Source organism: Xenorhabdus miraniensis (assembly GCF_002632615.1).
On the sequence record NZ_NITZ01000002.1, the window covers coordinates 351,245 to 372,463 of the forward strand.

General features: G+C 41.8%; 23 protein-coding genes and 4 pseudogenes. 8 read left to right on the top strand and 19 right to left on the bottom strand.

Annotated features, from left to right (window positions below; all coding sequences use genetic code 11):
* Positions 1-24: 24 nt before the first annotated feature.
* From copM to mutM, 4 genes and pseudogenes are all read right to left on the bottom strand, one after another.
* On the bottom strand, positions 25-357 hold the full coding sequence (gene copM / locus Xmir_RS03465) for a CopM family metallochaperone (protein WP_099113042.1): 333 nt from the start codon (positions 355-357) through the stop codon (positions 25-27).
* Between the two features lie 138 nt (positions 358-495).
* Positions 496-954: pseudogene (locus Xmir_RS03470) on the bottom strand (MFS transporter); the annotation flags it as partial.
* A 337-nt stretch (positions 955-1,291) separates the two neighbouring features.
* Positions 1,292-1,411: pseudogene (locus tag Xmir_RS33280) on the bottom strand (IS982 family transposase); the annotation flags it as partial.
* A 90-nt stretch (positions 1,412-1,501) separates the two neighbouring features.
* On the bottom strand, positions 1,502-2,323 hold the full coding sequence (gene mutM / locus Xmir_RS03480; protein ID WP_099113044.1) for a bifunctional DNA-formamidopyrimidine glycosylase/DNA-(apurinic or apyrimidinic site) lyase: 822 nt from the start codon (positions 2,321-2,323) through the stop codon (positions 1,502-1,504).
* Between the two features lie 117 nt (positions 2,324-2,440).
* Between mutM and rfaL the strand changes: the two genes are divergently transcribed.
* Complete coding sequence (gene rfaL, locus Xmir_RS03485; protein ID WP_099113045.1) at positions 2,441-3,685, top strand: O-antigen ligase RfaL; 1,245 nt, start codon at positions 2,441-2,443, stop codon at positions 3,683-3,685.
* 78 nt (positions 3,686-3,763) lie between these two features.
* Here the strand turns inward: rfaL and Xmir_RS03490 are convergent, their stop codons facing one another.
* The 7 genes from Xmir_RS03490 to radC all read right to left on the bottom strand — a co-directional run bounded on the left by Xmir_RS03490 (position 3,764) and on the right by radC (position 9,945).
* Positions 3,764-4,942 carry a glycosyltransferase family 4 protein gene (locus Xmir_RS03490; protein ID WP_099113046.1) on the bottom strand — a complete coding sequence of 393 codons (1,179 nt, stop codon included), beginning with the start codon at positions 4,940-4,942 and terminating at the stop codon, positions 3,764-3,766.
* Complete coding sequence (locus Xmir_RS03495; RefSeq protein WP_099113047.1) at positions 4,942-6,045, bottom strand: glycosyltransferase family 4 protein; 1,104 nt, start codon at positions 6,043-6,045, stop codon at positions 4,942-4,944. The genes Xmir_RS03490 and Xmir_RS03495 overlap by 1 nt, the downstream gene beginning before the upstream one ends.
* Before the next feature lie 17 nt (positions 6,046-6,062).
* A complete protein-coding gene (locus Xmir_RS03500) occupies positions 6,063-7,052 on the bottom strand; it encodes a glycosyltransferase family 9 protein (protein WP_099113083.1) in 990 nt (329 codons plus the stop codon).
* 219 nt (positions 7,053-7,271) lie between these two features.
* Positions 7,272-8,387, bottom strand: coding sequence for a glycosyltransferase family 4 protein (locus Xmir_RS03505; RefSeq protein ID WP_099113048.1), 1,116 nt, complete (start codon positions 8,385-8,387; stop codon positions 7,272-7,274).
* Positions 8,388-8,552: 165 nt separating this feature from the next.
* Positions 8,553-8,720, bottom strand: coding sequence for a 50S ribosomal protein L33 (gene rpmG / locus Xmir_RS03510; RefSeq protein WP_010847629.1), 168 nt, complete (start codon positions 8,718-8,720; stop codon positions 8,553-8,555).
* Positions 8,721-8,731: 11 nt separating this feature from the next.
* A complete protein-coding gene (gene rpmB / locus Xmir_RS03515) occupies positions 8,732-8,968 on the bottom strand; it encodes a 50S ribosomal protein L28 (protein WP_038239873.1) in 237 nt (78 codons plus the stop codon).
* Positions 8,969-9,252: 284 nt separating this feature from the next.
* Complete coding sequence (gene radC, locus Xmir_RS03520; protein ID WP_099113049.1) at positions 9,253-9,945, bottom strand: RadC family protein; 693 nt, start codon at positions 9,943-9,945, stop codon at positions 9,253-9,255.
* A gap of 218 nt (positions 9,946-10,163) precedes the next feature.
* Here radC and coaBC point away from each other — a divergent pair, with 218 nt between their 5' ends.
* The 3 genes from coaBC (at position 10,164) to slmA (ending at position 12,605) form a co-directional block, all read left to right on the top strand.
* Positions 10,164-11,408 (top strand): bifunctional phosphopantothenoylcysteine decarboxylase/phosphopantothenate--cysteine ligase CoaBC, encoded by a 1,245-nt coding sequence (gene coaBC, locus Xmir_RS03525; RefSeq protein WP_099113050.1) that lies wholly within the window; start codon positions 10,164-10,166, stop codon positions 11,406-11,408.
* Entirely contained in the window at positions 11,386-11,844 is a 459-nt protein-coding gene (gene dut / locus Xmir_RS03530; protein WP_099113051.1) for a dUTP diphosphatase, read from the top strand. The genes coaBC and dut overlap by 23 nt, the downstream gene beginning before the upstream one ends.
* A gap of 161 nt (positions 11,845-12,005) precedes the next feature.
* Positions 12,006-12,605 carry a nucleoid occlusion factor SlmA gene (gene slmA, locus Xmir_RS03535; protein ID WP_099113052.1) on the top strand — a complete coding sequence of 200 codons (600 nt, stop codon included), beginning with the start codon at positions 12,006-12,008 and terminating at the stop codon, positions 12,603-12,605.
* A gap of 341 nt (positions 12,606-12,946) precedes the next feature.
* Here slmA and pyrE read toward each other — a convergent pair whose 3' ends face one another.
* Together pyrE and rph are read right to left on the bottom strand one after the other, a co-directional pair.
* A complete protein-coding gene (gene pyrE, locus Xmir_RS03540; protein ID WP_099113053.1) occupies positions 12,947-13,588 on the bottom strand; it encodes an orotate phosphoribosyltransferase in 642 nt (213 codons plus the stop codon).
* A gap of 75 nt (positions 13,589-13,663) precedes the next feature.
* The gene (gene rph / locus Xmir_RS03545; RefSeq protein WP_099113054.1) at positions 13,664-14,407 is read right to left on the bottom strand and encodes a ribonuclease PH; all 744 of its coding nucleotides are present in this window, start codon (positions 14,405-14,407) and stop codon (positions 13,664-13,666) included.
* A 125-nt stretch (positions 14,408-14,532) separates the two neighbouring features.
* Between rph and Xmir_RS03550 the strand changes: the two genes are divergently transcribed.
* The 3 genes and pseudogenes from Xmir_RS03550 to Xmir_RS34990 form a co-directional block, all read left to right on the top strand.
* Complete coding sequence (locus tag Xmir_RS03550) at positions 14,533-15,396, top strand: YicC/YloC family endoribonuclease (protein WP_099113055.1); 864 nt, start codon at positions 14,533-14,535, stop codon at positions 15,394-15,396.
* A 188-nt stretch (positions 15,397-15,584) separates the two neighbouring features.
* Positions 15,585-15,779 (top strand): annotated as a pseudogene (locus Xmir_RS26335) (Arm DNA-binding domain-containing protein); the annotation flags it as partial.
* Positions 15,770-16,466 (top strand): annotated as a pseudogene (locus Xmir_RS34990) (DUF927 domain-containing protein); the annotation flags it as partial. The pseudogenes Xmir_RS26335 and Xmir_RS34990, both read left to right, overlap by 10 nt.
* Positions 16,467-17,202: 736 nt before the next feature.
* On the opposite strand, the gene Xmir_RS03565 reads toward Xmir_RS34990, so the two are convergent.
* The 4 genes from Xmir_RS03565 to Xmir_RS03580 are packed head-to-tail and all read right to left on the bottom strand — an operon-like array spanning position 17,203 to position 19,688.
* Positions 17,203-17,466, bottom strand: coding sequence for a PAAR domain-containing protein (locus Xmir_RS03565; protein WP_099113056.1), 264 nt, complete (start codon positions 17,464-17,466; stop codon positions 17,203-17,205).
* Between the two features lie 2 nt (positions 17,467-17,468).
* Positions 17,469-18,209, bottom strand: coding sequence for an Imm52 family immunity protein (locus Xmir_RS03570; protein ID WP_099113057.1), 741 nt, complete (start codon positions 18,207-18,209; stop codon positions 17,469-17,471).
* A 26-nt stretch (positions 18,210-18,235) separates the two neighbouring features.
* Positions 18,236-18,889 (bottom strand): restriction endonuclease fold toxin 5 domain-containing protein, encoded by a 654-nt coding sequence (locus tag Xmir_RS03575; RefSeq protein WP_099113058.1) that lies wholly within the window; start codon positions 18,887-18,889, stop codon positions 18,236-18,238.
* A gap of 49 nt (positions 18,890-18,938) precedes the next feature.
* Positions 18,939-19,688, bottom strand: a complete 750-nt coding sequence (locus tag Xmir_RS03580) for an immunity 52 family protein (RefSeq protein WP_099113059.1) — start codon at positions 19,686-19,688, stop codon at positions 18,939-18,941.
* A 99-nt stretch (positions 19,689-19,787) separates the two neighbouring features.
* Between Xmir_RS03580 and Xmir_RS03585 the strand changes: the two genes are divergently transcribed.
* Positions 19,788-20,087 (top strand): hypothetical protein, encoded by a 300-nt coding sequence (locus Xmir_RS03585; RefSeq protein ID WP_099113060.1) that lies wholly within the window; start codon positions 19,788-19,790, stop codon positions 20,085-20,087.
* Positions 20,088-20,229: 142 nt separating this feature from the next.
* On the opposite strand, the gene Xmir_RS03590 is transcribed toward Xmir_RS03585, so the two are convergent.
* Together Xmir_RS03590 and Xmir_RS03595 are read right to left on the bottom strand one after the other, a co-directional pair.
* A complete protein-coding gene (locus tag Xmir_RS03590; protein WP_099113061.1) occupies positions 20,230-20,493 on the bottom strand; it encodes a PAAR domain-containing protein in 264 nt (87 codons plus the stop codon).
* A gap of 2 nt (positions 20,494-20,495) precedes the next feature.
* Positions 20,496-21,218, bottom strand: coding sequence for an Imm52 family immunity protein (locus tag Xmir_RS03595; RefSeq protein ID WP_099113062.1), 723 nt, complete (start codon positions 21,216-21,218; stop codon positions 20,496-20,498).
* Between the last annotated feature and the right edge of the window lies 1 nt (position 21,219).

Sequence of the window (21,219 nt, forward strand, 5' to 3'; positions counted from 1 at the left end):
ATTAAGATTCAGAGGGATAAAAGATTATTTCTTATTTTTCTCTAACCATGTTTGCATTTGTTTAATCTCAGCATCCTGTGCTCTGATAATATTTTCTGCAAGCTGTCTCATTTCTGGATCTTTGCCATACTTAAGCTCTATTTCAGCCATCTCAACCGCTCCGATATGATGCGCCAACATGCCTTTAGCAAAAGCTTGATCAGCATTATCTGCCACCATACTTTTATGCATATCATCATGCATTTTTGTCATTGAAGCATTAAGTTCCTTTTTCATCGTATCGGTATTTGTATTTGCTACGGCACTGAAAATAAGTGTGCTGGCAACTATTGATGCAAAAACTAACGTTTTTTTCATGCGGTTCTCCTTAGGTTATTTTTAAAAAGATAAAGCTTCCCCTAAGGGTAAGGTCAATAATGTGAAGAAAAATTTTAGTAAATTTACATTCTATATATAGATTTATTAGTCATGCTCTTCACTACTAATAATGGTGTCTGCCGGAACTATGGCAAGCATAGAGCCGAACAGGCCATAGATGATGTTGCTTTCCTTACGACCCGAATAGATATCGCGTATAGCCGCGAACATGGCTACGAGACATGCCGAAGCCCCACAGGCTTGAATAACCCGGAAACCCAAAAAGACTTCTGATGATGAAGTCATGGAGAGACCGAATGAAGCCGCAATGTAAGCAATCCCACCGCTGAGTAAAACAGGGCGGCGACCGAACCGATCTGATAGCGGGCCAAATAGAAGCTGACCAGCTCCTAACAAAATCAGGTATGCAGTCAATGTTAACTGGATCGTCCCTGTTCCGGCATCAAGTACATCGGCCATGAGAGGAACGACGGGCAGATACATATCCATACCCAGTGATGCCAGTAAATCGAATGGTGATAACAGTAATATTGTGGCGGTAAGAGAATATTGCCAGGAAAAATCTTTTGAGTGCACGAATCCATCTCCTAAAGTTAAGGAATTGGCGGCGTGCTCATAGAATTGAGTGGTTCTTGAGGACGCCGCAACAACCGAAAAAACTAGGGTTGCTGCGGCTTATCTCTCTGTTTTGTGCTCTTTGAGGGTACTCATATATAGGTTATCCTGTAGTCAATTAGTATCGTAAGATCTTCATGCTGAGATGCAAAGCGCCTTAAACTACGGATGGTACTTTATAGATAATTATTCATTTTTTCTAACTATTTTTGCTTGACTGGTGGCGAAAGCAACATTTATTGGCTGATCTGTGAGCTTTGGAATGGTGAATTTCCAATATAAAACATCTTGATCACTGGGTTAAAGTGGGTTCGCGGCGCCGTTTGAGTAATCCACTTTCAATGAGCTGTTGATGCCAGAGAGGGATAAATTTTTGGCAAAAGTCATCGACGTAGCAGCAAAGTTCTTCTATATATATGCCTGAGGATCCCCACCATTTTGTTTTCTTTAGCAAAAACTTTGATCGTGCCTCAGGCACTTTAGTTCCCTTCTTAGCCGCCAAGCCGCTTTAATGCTGGCATTGGCGACAGAAAAACGTACTGCGTTGCCCCAATTTTACACTTTCAATTTTCTCACCACTTTCTCCGCCACAGCGTGGGCAAAGTTCGCCTTTCTTGCCGTAAACAAACAATTCCTGAGCAAAATATCCCGGTTTGCCATCAGATTGCAGAAAATCTTTCAACGTCGTCCCGCCTTGTTCTATCGAACGTTGCAATATTTGTTTAATGATATCGGCCAATAAATAGGCCTCTTGCTGCGTCAGTGAATTTACGGGGCGCTCAGGCAAGATACGCGCAACAAACAACGCTTCATTGGCATAAATATTGCCAACACCAACAACAACTTTGTTATCCATTAGCCAAGGTTTGATAGCTGTCTTTTTGTTACGCGAAAGAGAGTAAAGGTATTCACCATTAAACAAATCAGAAAGAGGCTCAGGGCCTAAATGAGCCAGTACAGAACACGCGTTTAGATTGTCACTCCACAACCATGCACCAAAACGCCGGGGATCGGTATAACGGAGAATTTTGCCATCAGCCATAATCAAATCGACATGATCATGCTTTTCTGGCGGAAGTTCATCCAACAAAATACGTAAACTGCCCGACATACCCAGATGAATAATAATCCAGCCTTCAGGCAGCTCAAGCAATAAGTACTTTGCCCGACGCTGAACACTGAGCACGGGCTTATCTGAAAGTTTCATGATTTGCTCGGCAACAGGCCAACGCAAACGTGAATTTCTGACTTCGGCATATTGGATTACATTACCAACCAAGTGAGGTTCAATCCCCCTGCGGCTGGTTTCCACCTCTGGTAGCTCCGGCATACCGGCTCCTTAAATAAATTATCTACGACATTGCATCTCAGCAGATTACAATACCGTTTTCATGTATTATTTGCAGCCAAATTTGGTTGGGATAGTCGAGAAAATAGATTAATCACTATGCTTAATATAAAAAATAGCTTTGACATAATTAACAGCAAGAAGTCCTTATGGAATTTATCCATTGTTGGGCTGTATATTATTCTTGTTTATCTACCTGATATCACAAGATATAAAAATCTTGTTATGACCCTAATTTGTATAACAGCACTATACTATTTGGTAAAAGACTTTCGCCAAGTAGTGAGTTCACTACGGGGTCATTTATTCTTATCCATTTTACTGTTCGTTCTGGCGATGTTCTATTCTGTTGGAATCTCAATTGACTCTGCTTTGAGTTTCAAAGAAATGAACAAACCCATCTTAAATGGATTACTGCTATTCAGTTTTACTTTCCCGATTGTGCTGTATCAAGAAAGCAAAGAACGTATTGCGAAGATGATTCTGGTTACATTTATCATCGGGATGATCGCTATTTCGCTGGCAGATATTGTGAAATACATCATCAACTACTACGCAACGGAGGAAATGCCCTTTATAAATTACAATCACCGTGAATTTTCCTACGGGTTTATTTTTTATTTCCCTGTATTGTTATGTACTTGGGCGTTATGGAAAAAACACTCACTGCTAAGTTGGTCACTCTTGATTATCGCCTCAGCGATTAGTCTATTTTTACTGCTTGGAACACTTTCTCGTGGGGCCTGGGTTGCCATTGTGGCAGCGACTGTATTTATCATCACAATTAACAAAGAGTGGAAACTCACTCTCACCGCTGTAATATGTTTGGGATTATTGGCTGGTGCCACACACTGGGTAACTGCATCTAACCCAAATACCCGGTTATTGCTCCATAAACTCACCCAAACAGACAGTAGTTATCGCTATAGCAACGGCACTCAAGGTTCTGCATGGTCTCTGATCATGGAAAACCCCGTCAAGGGATATGGTTTTGGCAATAAAGTTTATCACCAAGTTTATAATAGCCGAGTGGCAGACTATCCTGACTGGACATTTAGAAATTCAATTGGCCCACATAATGTCTTTTTATCTCTTTGGTTCTCCGCAGGCATTCTCGGCCTGATAACGACATTCGTGATGACAGTTTCAGCACTACTGACGGGAAGCCGGATCATTCGTCAACACAGTGGCGTCACTCGACAAGCGGCACTTATCCTTCTAACCGCTTTCATTAGTTTGTTCATTGTCAGGGGCGCTTTTGAAAACGCCTATCTCAATGAGATAGGTATCTTATTTGGCTTAATGATTGCGTTGTATAACAAAAAAACAATCGAAAAAAAATAAATTAATCAACAAAATACCAGTCCATACCATTCGTTGTGCATGGACTGGTTTTATATGTTTCTTAGTTCAATTAGGTGGTCACTGAAATAACTTTTCCGCAATCACTTTGGTAATCAACTTCGCTCGTTGATCCCAGTTAAAACGTTCCGCAACCAGTCGTTGCGAATGCTCAACTTTTGCTTTCATTTCAGCGGGATGATTAATCAGCCATTGGATTTGTTCCGCAAAACTTTCTGCATTCTCACTATCAGCAAAATTTACTGCTTTTTCATCGACAGCATCGCGAATAGAAGGGAAGTCAGAAATAACCACTGGTTTACCCATGGACATATATTCAAAAAGTTTGAGAGGGGAGGTGTAACGACTACCGATACTGGTTTTTGTTAGTGGCAGAACACAAATGTCACTATCAGCGATAACCTGAAAGCGTTTTTTAGGTTGGACAAAACCAAGGAAATTGACTTTATCATTTACGCCAATCTGTTCGGCCGTTTGTCGTAATCGTTCAATTTGTTCAGAAGTACCACCGGCAATATTCAACGCAACATTATCAAGATAAGACATCGCTTTCATTACGGTAGGAACCCCCTTCCAGCGATGTAAACTGCCTAAATAAAGCACCTGAGTTGGAGCCCCTGTTTTATGTTCTCTGTCAGAAAGCATCTGTTTTGTCGATTCAACCGCCAGCATATCAACACCATCAGGTGCCACAACAATAGGCGTTTTGACACCATACTGCCTGTAAATATCTTCGCGCAATAGTGAAGTCAGAACAAAAACAGCCGTAGAGCATTCATAAACCTGCTGTTCGATTTTTCTCAGTTTCTGATATTTACGCTGGTTTCTGCGACTGACCAGATCATGGGACTCTTTGAATGACTGAGCAAATACTTCGTGGCTTTCAAAGAAATGAGGAATGCTCGGATGATTACACAACAGGTAATTCGCCATCTTTATATTGCGGGTAAAAACAGCATCAACCTGATTCTCTTTGAGCCAGCGAGAAACCTGAATATAAAACAGTTTCTGGGTATTCAAAGGGAAATACCATTTTCTGCGTATATTATGCAAGGCGATTAGCTCTGATGCAGGCGGTAATGATCTCCCAAGAATCTCCTCAACCTGGCTTTGGCCTTTTGGGGTAATTAAGCAAACATTATGGCCCTGACGAGTAAAAGCATCTACGTTCTGCAAAATTTGCAGTGATGCAACCCGATAATCCGGGACAGGGTAAGGATCAATATACGCGATTTTCATTATTTTTTGAGGGCGTTTAATAAGCGATTCGCTGAATGTTCCCAAGTATACATCGTTTCAATCCTCTGACGGGCATATTTGCCCATCTCTTGCCCTCTATCCGGTAGAGACAAGAGATGATTAACCGCATCAGCAATAGCCGAGGCATCGCCAGGGGGGACCAGAATACCAGCCTGGTTCTCATTACCCACTACCTCAGGTATTCCTCCAATATAACTGGCAATCACAGGACGCCCACATGCCATCGCTTCAGCAATAGTGATACCAAATGCCTCATCGCCAATACTAGGGAAAATACCCACATCCCCCGCAGCGTAAAATTCAGGTAATTGATCATGGCCAACAGGTGGATGAAAAATGACAGATTTTTCCAATTGCAATGCAGAAACTCGTTTTTCCAGCAGTTTCAAATCGTCACCGGCACCAATAATCAATAACTTTATATCCTTATCCCGCAGTAAAGCCATTGCATCAATGGCTACTTTCATTCCTTTCCAGCCCACCAACCGGCCAGCAAACGTTAACAGGAACGTTTCTTCACTGATGCCTAATCGAGTTCGAACGCCAGAGTCAGCAGGATTAAATTTATCGATATCCACGCCATTATAAATGACGCCTGGGAATTGCTTAAAGTGATGCTGAATTTGCCAGGCATTGAAATGACTACAGGCAACCCATGCAGATATTTTCTTACCTAATAGCCTATCCCCTTTAAAAAAACTGGTTCCACCACTCATATAGCAAAATTTAGTGCGGGATGTTTTAGGCATCATTCCAGGCCAAAAGAAATCAAAGGGTTTGGTCAAAATCACCCAATCAAAATTCTCGGCAATAACGGCTTCGCGGGCATGGCGGGCAAAAGAATAGCGCTCAACAATGCGTTGAAAACGACGTCCGATGTTAAACACGCGTTCTCTGGGAACAAACGGGAAAGTATGAATATGGATATCTCGTCCACCTAATGCTGGGCGAACATCACCCGTACCACCAAAAATATGGATTTCATGCCCAGCATCCGTCAAAGCCTTAGCCAACTCCCAAACTGCAGTTTGAATGCCGCCATACGACATGGTAACAGTCACATCGATAAATCCTATTTTCATTTTTATTCAATATCCTTTCATTCGCTTTCCAGCAAGTTCTGAACAGAATGCCAAACTTGATCCACTGATATTGCTGACATTGTATCTTTCCGGGTTGCCTGATTGTAATCTACCGGATGTTCAATTATTGCCAATTTGGGGTGTTGCTGAGGAGCGAGAAAACGGCCGGGATGGAAGCTATGGTACAGGGCAACCATGGGTATCCCTAATGCCCCCGCCAGATGAGTCGTTCCAGTATCAACACCAACGTATAAATTAAGTTGGCTCATTATTGCCGCGTTCTGGCGCATTGTCGTTTTGCCCGCCAACGATGAACACCTGCTTGTTCCCAGTTTTTCAGCGAGTATTTGCGCACTCTCTTCACCATCCTTACTGCCCAACAGTAAAATATGCGCATGCGGATAATCGCGATAAATACGTTGGGCCAATTCGTAAAAGTGTTCTACAGGCCAGTCACGATAGGCTTTTGCTGGAAAACTCTGTAGCTGAAAACCAATTTTCAATTGCTGTTCTAATCCCTGCCTCCGAAGAAAATCTCTGGCATATTCCTCTTCACTCAGGCTCATACAATACTGCAAACGCCAATCAGTTACCTCAACCCCAAGCGCATTAATCAATAAAGCTCGCTCTTGCTGTGCTGGCATAAGTTCCTGCGGTTTCGCCACAGTGTACTCATTGGATTTTGCTTCAGCGATAAGCGAAAAATACACCGTTAATTTTGCTTTACGTTTGGCGTATTGTAACAGTGACTTATCATTGCCATATACCAAGGCCAAATCATAATTCCGGCGAGAAAACCAGCCGCTCCACTTGGCTTTTCCTTTCGAAAAAGCCTTTAATTCATTTAATTCCGGTATATTTTCAAGGATTTCTTTTGTTTTTTTATGCGCAAATATATCAATGTTTGCTTTCGGCCACTTTGCTTTTAATGCACGAATGACGGGCGTCACCAGTAAGGTATCACCAAAACGGGCAATATTTATAATTAAAATATTTTTGGGTTGCATAATAATGAACATTAAGTTGTCAATTCAAGCATTGGCCTGAAAGCGCTATATAAAAAGACGGTATAACGAAGCACTATACAACAAAGTGATTGGATGTTCTATTTGACGATAAATAAACGTGACAGCCATATGAAATTAAATTGAATATATTTCATATGGTTAAAAAATATCGAATACACAACCCAAATTGTTAACTAATACAATATAAACAAAATATCATCACTTACTATCCATACTACGATAAAAAATAGACTCCATTTTTTCTAACATATTATCCATACTAAATAAGTCGGTGGCCCGCTTTAATGACGCATTTCCCATTCGTAAGCGCAGCGCTTCATTATTGATTAAAAAATTCAATTTTTCTGTTAATTGTTCGACATTTTTGGGTTCGATAATAAATCCTGTGTCCCCATCAATCACTGCCTCTGCAATCGCCCCCACTGACGTAGATACGACAGGCAATCCACATGCCATTGCCTGCATGATGCCTTGTGGCACACCTTCATTGCCGAAAGAAGGCAAGGCAAATATATCCATCGCATTTAAACAATCAGGAACATCCTGCCGATTGCCAAGAAAAATAACACTCTCAGTCAAACCTTCCTGATGAACATAGGGTTCTAAGTTCTTTCTCTGAGGGCCATCTCCCACCAACAATAATTGCCAGTCTGGGTAACGTTGGTGCAGGACTTTCCAACTATCAAGTAAATAACGATGTCCTTTCCAGGTTCTCATCGTAGCAACAATACCAAGCGTGGGCTTATCTTTGATGCCAATACGCTGACGGCTCTGCTGCTTGTTTTCAGGGTGAAAACGCGTCAAATCGATCCCTGTTGGTACAGAAGTCATATGAGAAAGTGGATAAGCATTATGAGAATGCAGATATTGACGCAATTTTTCCCCGGTTGTCACAATATGCTGACAAGAGCCCAAATATAACCAACGAGTTGCTATAGATGTTGAAACATGGGTTGAAACATGGCGGGTTCGAACTATTGCAGGCGTATCTTTTAATGTGGCACATGCCGCAGCTACCAGCCAGGAATCCGTGGAACTATGCGTATTGATTACATCAAATCGACGGCCTTCTGTCTTTAGCCAACGACGCATGACCCGCAAGCAAGAAAGGCGTTTTTTTTCAATCGGCAACGCAACGACAGGTACACCATAATGGTGGGCTTCACGGTAAAGGGTTGAAGTTGGACAACAAACGATAACGACATGGTGACCACGCTGCATCATGCCCTGAGATTCGGTCAGGATACGAATCTCCTGTCCACCCCAACCACACGATGATTCTGTGTGTAAGATATTCAAGGTTTTTTTAGCCATTTTAGAGTCACGCCTGACGGTTAAGAATTAAAAATGCGCGTTAGTATAACTGAACAGTGTATGGCGTCCACGCATAACCTGATTTCCATCAGACTATTGAGGCACTATCGACAAACAGATATAAAAAAACCCAGCATTATGCTGGGTTTTTTTAATCCACTAAAATTATTTAATTTTAGCTTCTTTGTACATTACATGCTGACGAACAACTGGATCGAATTTTTTCATTTCCAGTTTTTCAGGCATAGTACGCTTGTTCTTCGTAGTGGTATAGAAGTGACCAGTACCAGCAGAAGAAACCAGCTTGATTTTATCGCGAATACCTTTAGCCATTTTTCAGCTCCTTAGTACTTCTCACCGCGGGCACGCAGTTCAGCAAGAACTGTGTCGATACCCTTCTTATCAATCACACGCATACCTTTAGCAGATACACGCAGAGTTACAAAGCGTTTCTCAGACTCAACCCAGAAACGGTGAGAGTGCAGGTTAGGCAGAAAACGACGCTTAGTCGCATTTAATGCGTGGGAGCGGTTGTTACCACTCACCGGGCGTTTGCCAGTAACTTGGCAGACTCGGGACATGTCTATTCTCCAAAAATCAAATCAGCTCGAGCTTTGTATTGGGTGTGACCGCCTCGTCAGGCTTAGGAGCCCATCTCAGCACATTTTCGCTACTAAAAAAACGCCTTTACTCTTTACCGAAAAGAACGCACTGAAAAGATTCACATTTTCTCAGTAAAAAACTTACTGAGATAGGCTCTTCTCGTCAAACCCAAGATCCTCAAAGGTGGCGTAGTATACGCCCTCATTCGTTTATGCTCAAGTCCCGAACAACTAAGATCTGATCGTATCGTGAAAAAACCGTATTAAATCCAACCTCTTTCCATAAATGAAACACAATATTGTTTACCAATAACGATATGATCCAAAACTTTAACGCCAACTAAGTCACAAGCCTCAATAATTTTTTCTGTCACCAATTTGTCTGCCAGACTCGGTTCTGGATTGCCGGAAGGGTGATTGTGGGCAAGGATGATTGATGCTGCATTAACTTTAACCGCCTGTTTCACAATTTCACGCGGATGAACTTCAACTTTGTTTATCGTTCCTTTAAACATTTCGTCATGACAGATGACTTTATTCTGATTCGTCAAAAACAGCACTACAAATACTTCCCGATCTTGCCAGGACAACAAGTCCTGCAAATAATTTTGAGTCATCGTAGGACTGCTCATAATATCTTCATGCACAAACTGGCTGGAGAAAAAACGTTTTGCCAGTTCAGATACCGCCTGCAATTGGACATATTTACACGCTCCCATGCCCTTATGTGAACAAAAGTCGGCATAATCAGCAGACAGCAGGTGATAAAGCGAGCCGAATGATTTCAAAAGATAATCCGCCATCTGCACAACAGGAACACCTCTGGCGCCTGTACGCAAAAAGATAGCCAGCAACTCAGCATCCGTTAGAGAAACCGCACCATAAGCCAGCAGCTTTTCCCGGGGAGCAAGGTTTGAATGCAATTCATCACTTTTCTCCATCATCATGATATCCATATACCCCTCCCCCTCAATAATCCATCCAATATTCACCTACTCACATTCACATATTCACTATCCCATGATGAAAAAATCATCGCCAGCCTCATTTTCATGGCTTGCGCAGCGCTTCGCAAACTTATCATTTTCGAGTAGCTAAATAGACCCGCTTCTCAACTCAATATTTTCTTATGGTAGAATCTTAAGGAATTGCAACTTACATCTGGACAATCAAAATGACAGGATTTTCCGGCACACAACTTTCTGGGAATCAGCTTTCTGGTAAACAAATCGTCCTCGGTATCAGCGGAGGCATTGCTGCTTACAAAACAGCCGAACTGGTACGCCGATTACGTGATCGCGGGGCGCAGGTACGTGTCGTTATGACTCCCGCCGCAGAAGCTTTTATTACTCCGCTCACATTACAGGCTGTTTCAGGTTATCCCGTCTCCGATGATCTTCTAGATCCAGCAGCCGAAGCCGCGATGGGGCATATTGAACTGGCAAAATGGGCTGATTTAATTATTCTCGCTCCGGCTACAGCGGATCTGCTCGCCCGTCTGGCCGCAGGTATGGCGAATGATTTAGTTACCACTCTCTGTTTGGCCTCCGCAGCCCCTATTGCGGTTGCTCCCGCAATGAACCAGCAGATGTATCGAGCGCAGGCAACCCAACATAATCTGAACGTGCTGAAAGAGCGTAATGTATTAATTTGGGGTCCAGATGAAGGCAGCCAGGCATGTGGTGATGTTGGGCCAGGAAGAATGCTGGAGCCCATGGCGATTGTTGAACTCGCAACGCAACATTTCAACACCAAGCCAGATTTTTCTGGCTTGCATATAACGATTACCGCAGGGCCAACCCGTGAAGCCTTAGATCCCGTTCGTTTTATCAGCAATCACAGTTCAGGAAAAATGGGCTTCTCCATCGCACAAGTGGCGGCAGAACGTGGCGCAGAAGTCACATTGATTACCGGTCCGGTTAATTTACCGACACCCTCAGGCGTCAAACGTATTGATGTAACCAGCGCACTGGAAATGAATGAACAGGTTCAGGCGACAGCAGCTTCACAGAATATTTTCATTAGCTGCGCGGCCGTATCTGACTACCGTTTCAAGCAAACAGCAACCGAAAAAATCAAAAAACGGGGTGATGAAGTCACATTTACACTCGTCAAAAATCCAGACATTGTAGCGGGCGTTGCCGCAATGGAAAAAAACCGTCCATTTGTCGTTGGATTTGCAGCCGAAACCCAGAATGTGGAAGAATACGCCCGCGGAAAACTCAAGCAAAAGCATCTTGACTTGATTTGCGCGAACGATGTATCTCTGGCCGGACACGGTTTCAACAGTGATACCAATGCACTACATCTATTCTGGCATGATGGTAGCGTTCATTTACCCCACAGTGGTAAATTACAACTCAGCCACCGCTTATTAGACGAGATATTTAAACGCTATGATGAAAAAAATCGACGTTAAAATCCTTGATTCCCGCATCGGGCAAGATTTTCCTTTACCGACTTATGCTACACCTGGCTCTGCGGGTTTAGATTTACGTGCTTGTCTGGATAATGCAGTGGAACTGGCTCCCGGCCAGACTGAACTTCTGCCAACCGGAATCGCTATCCATATCGCGGATGAACAATTAGCTGCGGTTATTCTTCCTCGCTCTGGATTAGGTCACAAACACGGCGTTGTTCTGGGTAATTTGGTAGGTCTTATTGACTCTGATTATCAGGGGCAATTGATGGTTTCAGTTTGGAACCGTGGTGATAAAACATTCACCATCGAACCCGGCGAGCGCATCGCCCAAATGGTTTTCGTGCCCGTTGTACAGGCTGAATTTAATTTGGTTGAAGACTTCGAAACCAGTAAACGCGGTGTTGGTGGTTTTGGTCATTCCGGTCGTCAATAACTTTCCATAGAGCCTGATACCGTCAACCGATTTTCATATTTTTTGCCCACAATGTTTTTTCCTGAAGCTGTTTTTGCCAGCAATCACATCTTTCAGGAATGACATTGTGGCGAGAAATAGCTGGATTTGTTTTTGCTGTTTTAGCAGGGGTCTTATCAGACATGGCAGAAAAAGAACGTACAAAGAAGAAAAACAGGCGTGAAGAAATTTTGCAGGCACTAGCGCATATGTTGGAGTCCAGTGATGGCAGCCAGCGTATTACTACGGCAAAACTTGCCGCAAGCATTGGTGTTTCTGAAGCTGCACTTTACCGTCATTTTCCCAGCAAAACCCGGATGTTTGACAGCCTGATTGAGTTTATTGAAGACTCCTTAATTTCACGCATCAACCTGATCCTGCAAGATGAGAAAGACACCATTGCCCGCATTCGGTTAATCCTAATCCTAATTTTAGGCTTTGCGGAGAAAAACCCTGGATTAACCCGCATCATGACTGGTCATGCGCTGATGTTCGAACAGGATAGGCTACAAGGCCGCATCAACCAGCTATTTGATCGCATTGAAGCACAGCTTCGTCAGATCTTAAAAGAGAAAAAAATCCGTGATGGTCAGGGATTCAATTATGATGAGACCATATTGGCATCACAGTTGCTGGCGTTTTGTGAAGGGATGCTCTCCCGTTTTGTCCGCTCTGAATTTCGCTATCGCCCAACAACCGAGTTTGAAATACGCTGGCCATTGATATTGACCCAACTGCAATAGATTATCACTGTACCTAATTGCCTATATTCATATAGGTAATGATGATAACGTGCGGTTTTTTCAGTAAGTTGTGTTAACATGTCCAGCGAGTTGAGTTCGCTGCAAAGTCACTCAATGATGGTATCACTATCGCAATCAGTACCACATAGTGTTAATACACAGAATAGTGTTAATGCACAGAATAGTGTTTAATGCACAGAATGGTGTGTAATGTACAGAATAGTGTGTAATGTGCGGATGCCATTTCTACTACTCACCCCGCCCACCCTTGGGCGAGGGATTTTTTTCATCTGGTCTTATTAATTACCAACTACCATTACCAACTACCAACGCTTACACCATCAGATACCGTATTCTTTGCGATAAGCTTCCAACGCTTCCAGATGAATTTGCATCTCTGGATTTTCACGCAAGTAGCTTACCAAGTCATTCAGAGTGATGATGGAAAAAACCTGACATTGATAGTCACGCTCAATTTCCTGAATAGCTGAAAGCGTCTCACGTCCACGTTCCTGACGATCCAGACACAAAATCACACCAGACAGCGTTGCTCCGTGCTGCTTAATAATTTCCATTGATTCACGAATTGCTGTCCCTGCTGTAATGACATCGTCCACAACGACGACATTGCCTTGCAGTGGGCTGCCAACGAGCGCTCCGCCTTCACCATGATTTTTGGCTTCTTTGCGGTTAAAACAATAAGGCATATCGATATCATGATGTTGCGCTAATCCCACAGCAGTAGTGGTCGCAATCGTGATCCCTTTATAAGCCGGCCCAAACAACAAATCACACTTAATTTCACTATCCAGCAGTGCTGCTGCATAGAAACGACCAATCAACGCCAAATCACGTCCGGTATTAAACAAACCTGCATTGAAAAAATATGGGCTTTTTCGACCTGATTTCAGCGTAAATTCGCCAAATTTCAGTACCTGTTTTTTCAGTGCCAGCTCAATAAATTCGCGCTGATAGGCTTTCATTGGAGTTTCTCCTCATTGATTTTTACTATATTGCAGACATAAAAAAGGCGACTGTTCAGCCGCCTGATAAATTTATTATTTTAATGGTTCTTGTTCCAAGGCATCCCGCTGCGCTTCAAAAATAGTTGCCAATCCCTCTTTAGCCAGAGAGAGCAGTGAGAGCAGTTCATCATGGCTGAAGGGTTCACCTTCCGCCGTGCCCTGCACTTCAATCATTCTGCCATCATCCATCATGACAATGTTCATATCAGTTTCAGCCGCAGAGTCCTCGACATACTCCAGATCACAACGGCCTTCGCCTTCAACGATACCGACAGACACTGCCGCAACCATCGCTTTCAGTGGGCTTTCTTTCAGCTTGCCATCCGCAACCAGCTTATTCAGGGCATCGACCAGTGCCACACAAGCGCCAGAGATAGCGGCGGTACGAGTACCACCATCTGCCTGAATCACATCACAATCCAGCGTAATAGTGAATTCACCCAACTTTTTCAAATCCACCGCAGCACGCAGCGAACGTGCGATCAAGCGTTGGATTTCCATCGTACGGCCAGTTTGCTTACCTTTGGCAGCTTCGCGTGCATTACGGCTATTGGTCGCCCGTGGCAACATGCCGTATTCGGCTGTGATCCAACCCTGCCCTTGGCCTTTCAGGAAACGTGGAATTCCTTCTTCAACGGAGGCATTACACAACACTTTGGTATCCCCAAATTCCACCAGAATCGAGCCTTCTGCATGTTTGGTGTAATGACGGGTCATTTTAATAGGACGCATCTGCCCTGCTGCTCTTCCCGCCGGACGCTTTCCTACTAAGCTCATAGTGTTATCTCCGCTGTTAAAACATTATTGGGGGCGCATTATACGGCCTAAAGCGGCGAATGCCTATCCTGCATCTACATGGAGCGCTATAATCTGCCCATCATTTTATAAATTGGGAACGAATTATGATCCGTAGTATGACTGCTTTTGCACGGCGAGATATCAAGGCAGATTGGGGAAACGCAGCTTGGGAACTACGCTCTGTCAATCAGCGTTACTTGGAAACTTATATTCGCCTGCCAGAGCAATTCAGAAGCCTTGAACCTGTCATCCGTGAGCGCATTCGTTCCCGTCTGACTCGCGGAAAAGTGGAATGTAACCTGCGTTTTGAACTGGATACCTGTGCTCAAGGCTCGTTAATTCTGAATGAAAAACTGGCAAAACAACTGGTCGAAGCCGCAAGCTGGGTTAAACAACAAAGTAATGAAGGTGAAATTAACCCGGCAGATATTCTGCGCTGGCCGGGTGTCATGTCTGCCGAAGAGCAAGATCTGGATACCATCAGCACACAATTACTGGCGGAGTTAGATCTGACATTGGATGCGTTTATCCAAAGCCGAGAAACCGAAGGGCAGGCACTTAAGGCACTTATCGAACAGCGTTTGGATGCGGTCACCGTGGAAGTGGTTAAAGTCCGCGAACAAATGCCAGCAATCCTGCAATGGCAACGTGAACGCTTACAGACCAAGCTGGAAGAAGCACAAATTCAGTTAGAGAATAACCGTCTTGAGCAAGAGCTGCTTTTGCTAGCGCAGCGCATTGATGTAGCGGAAGAGTTGGATCGTCTGGATGCCCATGTCAAAGAGACGCGTAATATCCTGAAGAAGAAAGAAGCCGTCGGCCGTCGATTGGATTTTATGATGCAGGAATTTAACCGCGAATCAAATACATTGGCGTCAAAATCAATTAATGCGGATGTGACGAATTCAGCGATTGAATTGAAAGTCCTGATTGAGCAGATGCGCGAGCAGATTCAGAATATTGAATAACGTTTCTTAGCATTTCAGAGAAAATCATAAAGCCAGATGTATATTGTTATATCTGGTTTTTTTGTTATCAGGGAATTGCAGAGCGAATCACAATAGCGCATGATTGGCGTGTACCCAGAGGTGTACCCATAGAATATTCATAAAACCATTTTGGGTACATCCCTACTTTTTTCATTGGAGATTGCATAATGCCAAAACTCACTGATAAAGAGATCAGGGCGTGGATAAAGTCAGGTGAAAGATTCGAAGGGAAAGCGGACGGTAACGGACTATATTTACGTTTTAGAGAAATTGACCGAATTCCATCATGGCGTTTCAGGTATAAATTGGCTGGAAAGTCTAGGACTATGAATTTGGGAACATATGCTGACTTATCGCTAGCCAATCTCAATATCTGGTGAAAAAGGGGCTGAAATGCCCCAATCAGAGATTATTGAAAGATGGCTCGTTATTGCTGATCACTCAAACACTGGACGGGACAATCACGGGTGCTCAGACCATCAAGCCGAATGGAGAAAAACACCTTGTTTTCGGTACGCAGAAGAAAAGCAGTTTTATCCCTGTATCAGAGATAACCGGAACGCCGGGCACAATCATCATTACCGAGGGGTATTGGTAATGATGGCAGCGAAGGCTATCTCATTATCAAGCTACGTCAGGAAGGAACAGGAAAATGTATTGTTGAAGCGCTTCCACGCCGTGAAATCGGGATGCCTGTAGGTTGGGCAAGATTGCGTTCGCGGGGAATGAACATCACCGTAAAAAACAGTCTGCTGCCTATTTTAGCTGAACATCTGCAACGCAGTGGCGATCGCCGTGAATGGATTGTGACACAGAAGGCAGGCTGGCACTGTGGAGCATATGTCATGCCGGATGGTGAAATCATCGGTCAGCCCTATATGCCCGTAGCGTTCAGTGGTGGCACATCAGCCATTGTCGGTTATGTGGTCAGAGGAACAACCGAAGAGTGGAAAATACACGTTGCGTCATTGCTGCAAGGCAACCGCTCAATGATGCTGTGCGTACTGATGGGATTGTCTGCACCGCTTAACTCACTGACAGGAGGTACCTACGGCAGGCCAAATGGTGATATTGATACATCATACGCCATGAGAATTAGCGATCTTGCCGGGTATCTGGTGCATAACCGCCGTAATGACGGACAGGCGGAATATCACATTATCCCCAGTGTATTTGAAGCAGAAATATTACAGGGATTACAGAAGAAATCCGGCTTTGAAGCCTTAGAAGAGGCCGGAATGTTGGTTAAAGCGGAGAAAGACCGTTTTATCAGTAAAACCATTTCAGTGAATGGCACTCAGGGGCGGTTTGTGGTGCTGATTTTCAGGGATGAGGATTGACACTCACGCAGGAGAAAAAACATTGGGATAACGGGATATTGGGATAATAGAAAGCAATTTTAATATATATCAGATAGTTATAAATATTTTGATTATCCCGTATTATCCCGCTCTATCCCGTAATATTCTGTGATCACAAATAAAGCGATATTGTGACAGTGGACGTTATCCCGAAAAGGATTTTTCTCTGGCAGGTTATAATTTATTGAATTTTAAATGATTTAAATTAGTGACATGATGTTACGGGATAGACTGGGATAATATGGGATAAAGTAACACAATGAAATATATAATAAATATGTCATTTACCCCGTTATCCCGTGAAAATCTGTGCAGTTATATAAAAATAATCGATAGTGACGGTTATGTTTTTTCAGCTCTCCGAGCTATCGGGTTAATGTATTAGCCCGATAGCTCGGAGATGACAAGCGCAGCGCGTCAGTGTCTAAGCAAGGAACGTTTCCTGGCTGGCAATCAGTTTTGCACCACATGCCGTCTGCATACCTTCCAATGCGATTGGTTTTCCTTGATGCTTTAAGTCACCACTGCCTTCTACAATCGGAAAAACCCCTTTGCATTTTGGGCAGGTCACTAAGTCACCTTTAGCTGCAATCGGAACCCTCTGATAAACATATCCGTCAATAGCGGTAATGACTTTACCACCATGATCGGTTGCATCGTTTAATCGGATAATGGCTTTACCTAGCATAGTTATACCTCAGAGTATAATGGTAATATTCCCAAATCTCGCAAGCAAATCTCAATATCATTGGCCTTGTTGATATGATTTTGGTTTTCGATGTTAAAAATCTCTTTTGTCGTAATAATTAATGAGCCTTTTTCACCATTTTTATCAGTAACAGATATTATTTCTTCTGCCATTGGAACTAAGGCATAATCTATTTTTATTGGTAAATAAAGCATCCAGCCTGCATGTATTCTATCTGGAAAAACTTGCTTTTGTTTTAAAGAGTAACCTTTGATATCCGTCATGATGAATGGAGAACATCTCTGCGAAATTAAATTTTTTATAAAGTCAATAAATCTTGATGAATTGAATTTTTCTTTTTCAAGAGTAAGGCTAATAGATATATTTGTTTTTCCTAATCTATTCGGGTTTGAATAAACATCATCTCGGCACATATACATAATAGTATTTTTCTTTTTCACATCTCCAGGAACATCAAATAACGTTTTTATTATGGACTTCATATTTTCATCAAAATCTTTTTTATACCATTCAATGGCATAATCAGTTAATCCATTTTCATTAAACACATTATTTTCTTGAATTTCTTTTAAAGTATACCCTGGTAAATGCCAACCGCTTGAACTATTACTAAGTTTATTAATTTCTTTCATTATCTGATACGTATCTGACAACACTAACTCAGGTGTTATTTCCTCTCTAAGATCATAAAATAGTTTCATTCTTGGATGTATAAATGACATATTTAAACCCCTTTTAAATTTTATTATCAAGGCATTAATGTGTTAAATGTTATAATATTAGTAAATCCGAAAGAAGAAAAAGCCCCGGTAAAATATGTATAAGAAACGGGCTGTAAAAAATGCCAATGAGACTTTGGGATACTATTTAATGAAGTGCATACTTCATTTTGTCTACTAGCTTGCGAAATCATACTTTCAAGTCCAGTCATATCTGTCGGTTTTTTTCTAAAGTGTTCATAAAACCACTTAGGTTCACCATCTTCGAAGAATTGATCATATTTAGCCTTAGCCTCAAGAAATAAACATTTCCCTGGTTTCCAACCATCAAAATTTACACTTTGGCATAGCCATGTTTCAATTAAGTTTAATTTAGGATTATACATCGTACCGGCAATTTTTGTTTGATAAGCAATAGTAATTTCAGAATACGATTTCGTAGTTTCCCAAACCATCACAACCTGACCTATTGCCGGGCACTTATCACATTTCTCTCTTGTCGTACTCATCGCATCGGTTCGGGATTCGGCTTTGTCTTTTTCAGCCGTTTCTTCTTTATCTTTCGTACCTTCCATGATACCAACAGCAACCAATCCTGCTACGCAGGCAGCAAGCGTCCATTCAGCAGCAGCTAAAAGAGCAGATCCAGCAGCCGGCGCTCCAAGAACTAAGGGACCTGACATATCAATTTCTCCTTTTCTGTTAGTTGGATAATGGATTTACCTGCCATAATTATATCTCTGCGATTAGTGGTAATAACTGCAAATCACGCAAGCAAATCTCAATATCATTGGCCTTGTTGATATGATTTTGGTTTTCTATGTCAAAGATCTCTTTTGTCGTAATAATTAAAGAGCCTTTGTCACCATTTTTATCAGCGACAGATATTATTTCTTCTGCCATTGGGAGTAAGGTAGGATCTATTTCTATTGGTAAATAGAGCATCCATCCAGCATACAACCTATCAGGAAAAACTTGCTTTTGCTTTAGCGAGTATCCTCTTGTATCTACCAATAAAAATGGAGATGAGCGAACGGATATTAAATTACTTAAAAAATCAATAAATTTTTCAAATTTAAATTCATTTCTATCAAGGTTGAGTCTTATAGATATATTGGATTTTCCTAATCTATTAGGAACGGAATAAACATCATCTTGGCAAATATATGTAATGTCATTTTTCAATTCTACTGAATCATTTACATCAGGAGTATCAAATAGTGACTTGATAATTGTCCGATCATCTTTGTCATAACTTTCTATGAATTCATTTAAAGCGTATTCAGTAATGCCATCCTTATTGAACACATTGTTTTTTATGATTTCCTCTTCGCTATACCCAGGTAAATGCCAACCACGTGAATTATTACTTATTTTATATATTTGATTCATTAGTTGAACCGTGTCAGCTAATGCTAATTCTGGTGTGACGGATTCTTTAATATCATGAAATAATGCTATTCTTGGGTGTATAACTGGCATATATAAATTCCTTTATGTATTTAAACTATCTTGATTACTAAGGTAGTACAGTATTAAAAGTTTTAATATTGGAGTATATAGAAAATGCTTTTGTAAAATATGAGTAAGATACAGGTTGTAGAAAATGCCAATGAGATTTTGGAATACTACCTAATGCCATACATACTCCATTTTGTTTACTTAGCGCAATTACAGAGTGGCGATCTGTCTGGACTCAAGCGTAACCAACAACTATTTGGTGATGCCCGTTGCACACCAGAAGAATACAACAAAGTGGTAGAAACCTTCACCAGAAATCCAGAACCACCGGGCAAAGTCATGAAATGGGTATGCCGCAACAATTGGGATTACCTAGATTTAAAGACATACCCTCTGGAACTTACACCAAATAGAAGCTAAGTGCAGGAGACTCTGGACAGGAAATTACGATTTGACATGTACCAGATGAGGCCAAATCGTAAATTTCTGTTGGATGTTATATAGGGATAATCAGCTAGAAGTGACTGAACTCGAAGCTGATTTTTTTCCTACACAATAAATATCAAGCGCAAAACCCACCTTGACTGGTAATCAGTTTTGCGCCACAGGCCGTTTGCATACCATTTAATGCAATGGGTTTTCCCTGATGTTTTAAGTCATCACTGCCTTCCACAATAGGAAAAATTCCTTTACATTTTGGACAGATCACTAAATCACCTTTAGCGGCAATCGGAACCCCTTGATAAACATATCCGTCAATAGCGGTAATGACTTTACCGCCATGATCAGTTGCATCGTTTAACCGGATAACGGCTTTACCTGCCATAGTTATATCTCTGCCATAAGTGGTAATAACTGCAAGTCACGCAAGCAAATCTCAATATCATTAGCCTTGTTGATATGATTTTGGTTTTTAATGTCAAAAATCTCTTTTGTTGTAATAATCAAAGAGCCTTCCCTCCCCTCTTTGTCGGTGACAGGTATTATTTCTTCTGCCATTGTCACTAAATTAGTGTCTATCTCTTTTGGTAAGTAGAGCATCCAGCCTGCATATATTCTATCTGGGAAAACACATTTTCCTTTTATGCTATACGATTTATTTTCCACCATGATATGTGGTGCATTATGAGTAAAAACCAAGTGGTTAATGAAATTAACCAACCGATTGAAATAAAAATCATTTTCTTCAATAGATATATGTAATTCTATTTTTGTCTTTCCTAATTGTTTTCGACGATAATTCATATAAATAATGGAACATGAGTGGTTATCATCTTCTCCATCCCATACTCCAGCCATAACTATTGGATTTTCTTCTGTGTAATCTTCGCTAAACTCTTTTATTGCTTCTTCTGTTGCTCCTAGCTGATTAAAAGCAACTCGCTGCAAAGCCTCTTGACGTGTATTGCCCGATAAATACCATGTTTTATGTCTCCCAATAAATGTATTCATTTGTTGGGTGATGTTATGCAAATCGGTCATAGCCATTTTTGGGGTTAACGGTTCTTTCCAGTCTGTATATAACTCTATATTTAATGATAAGATGGTCATT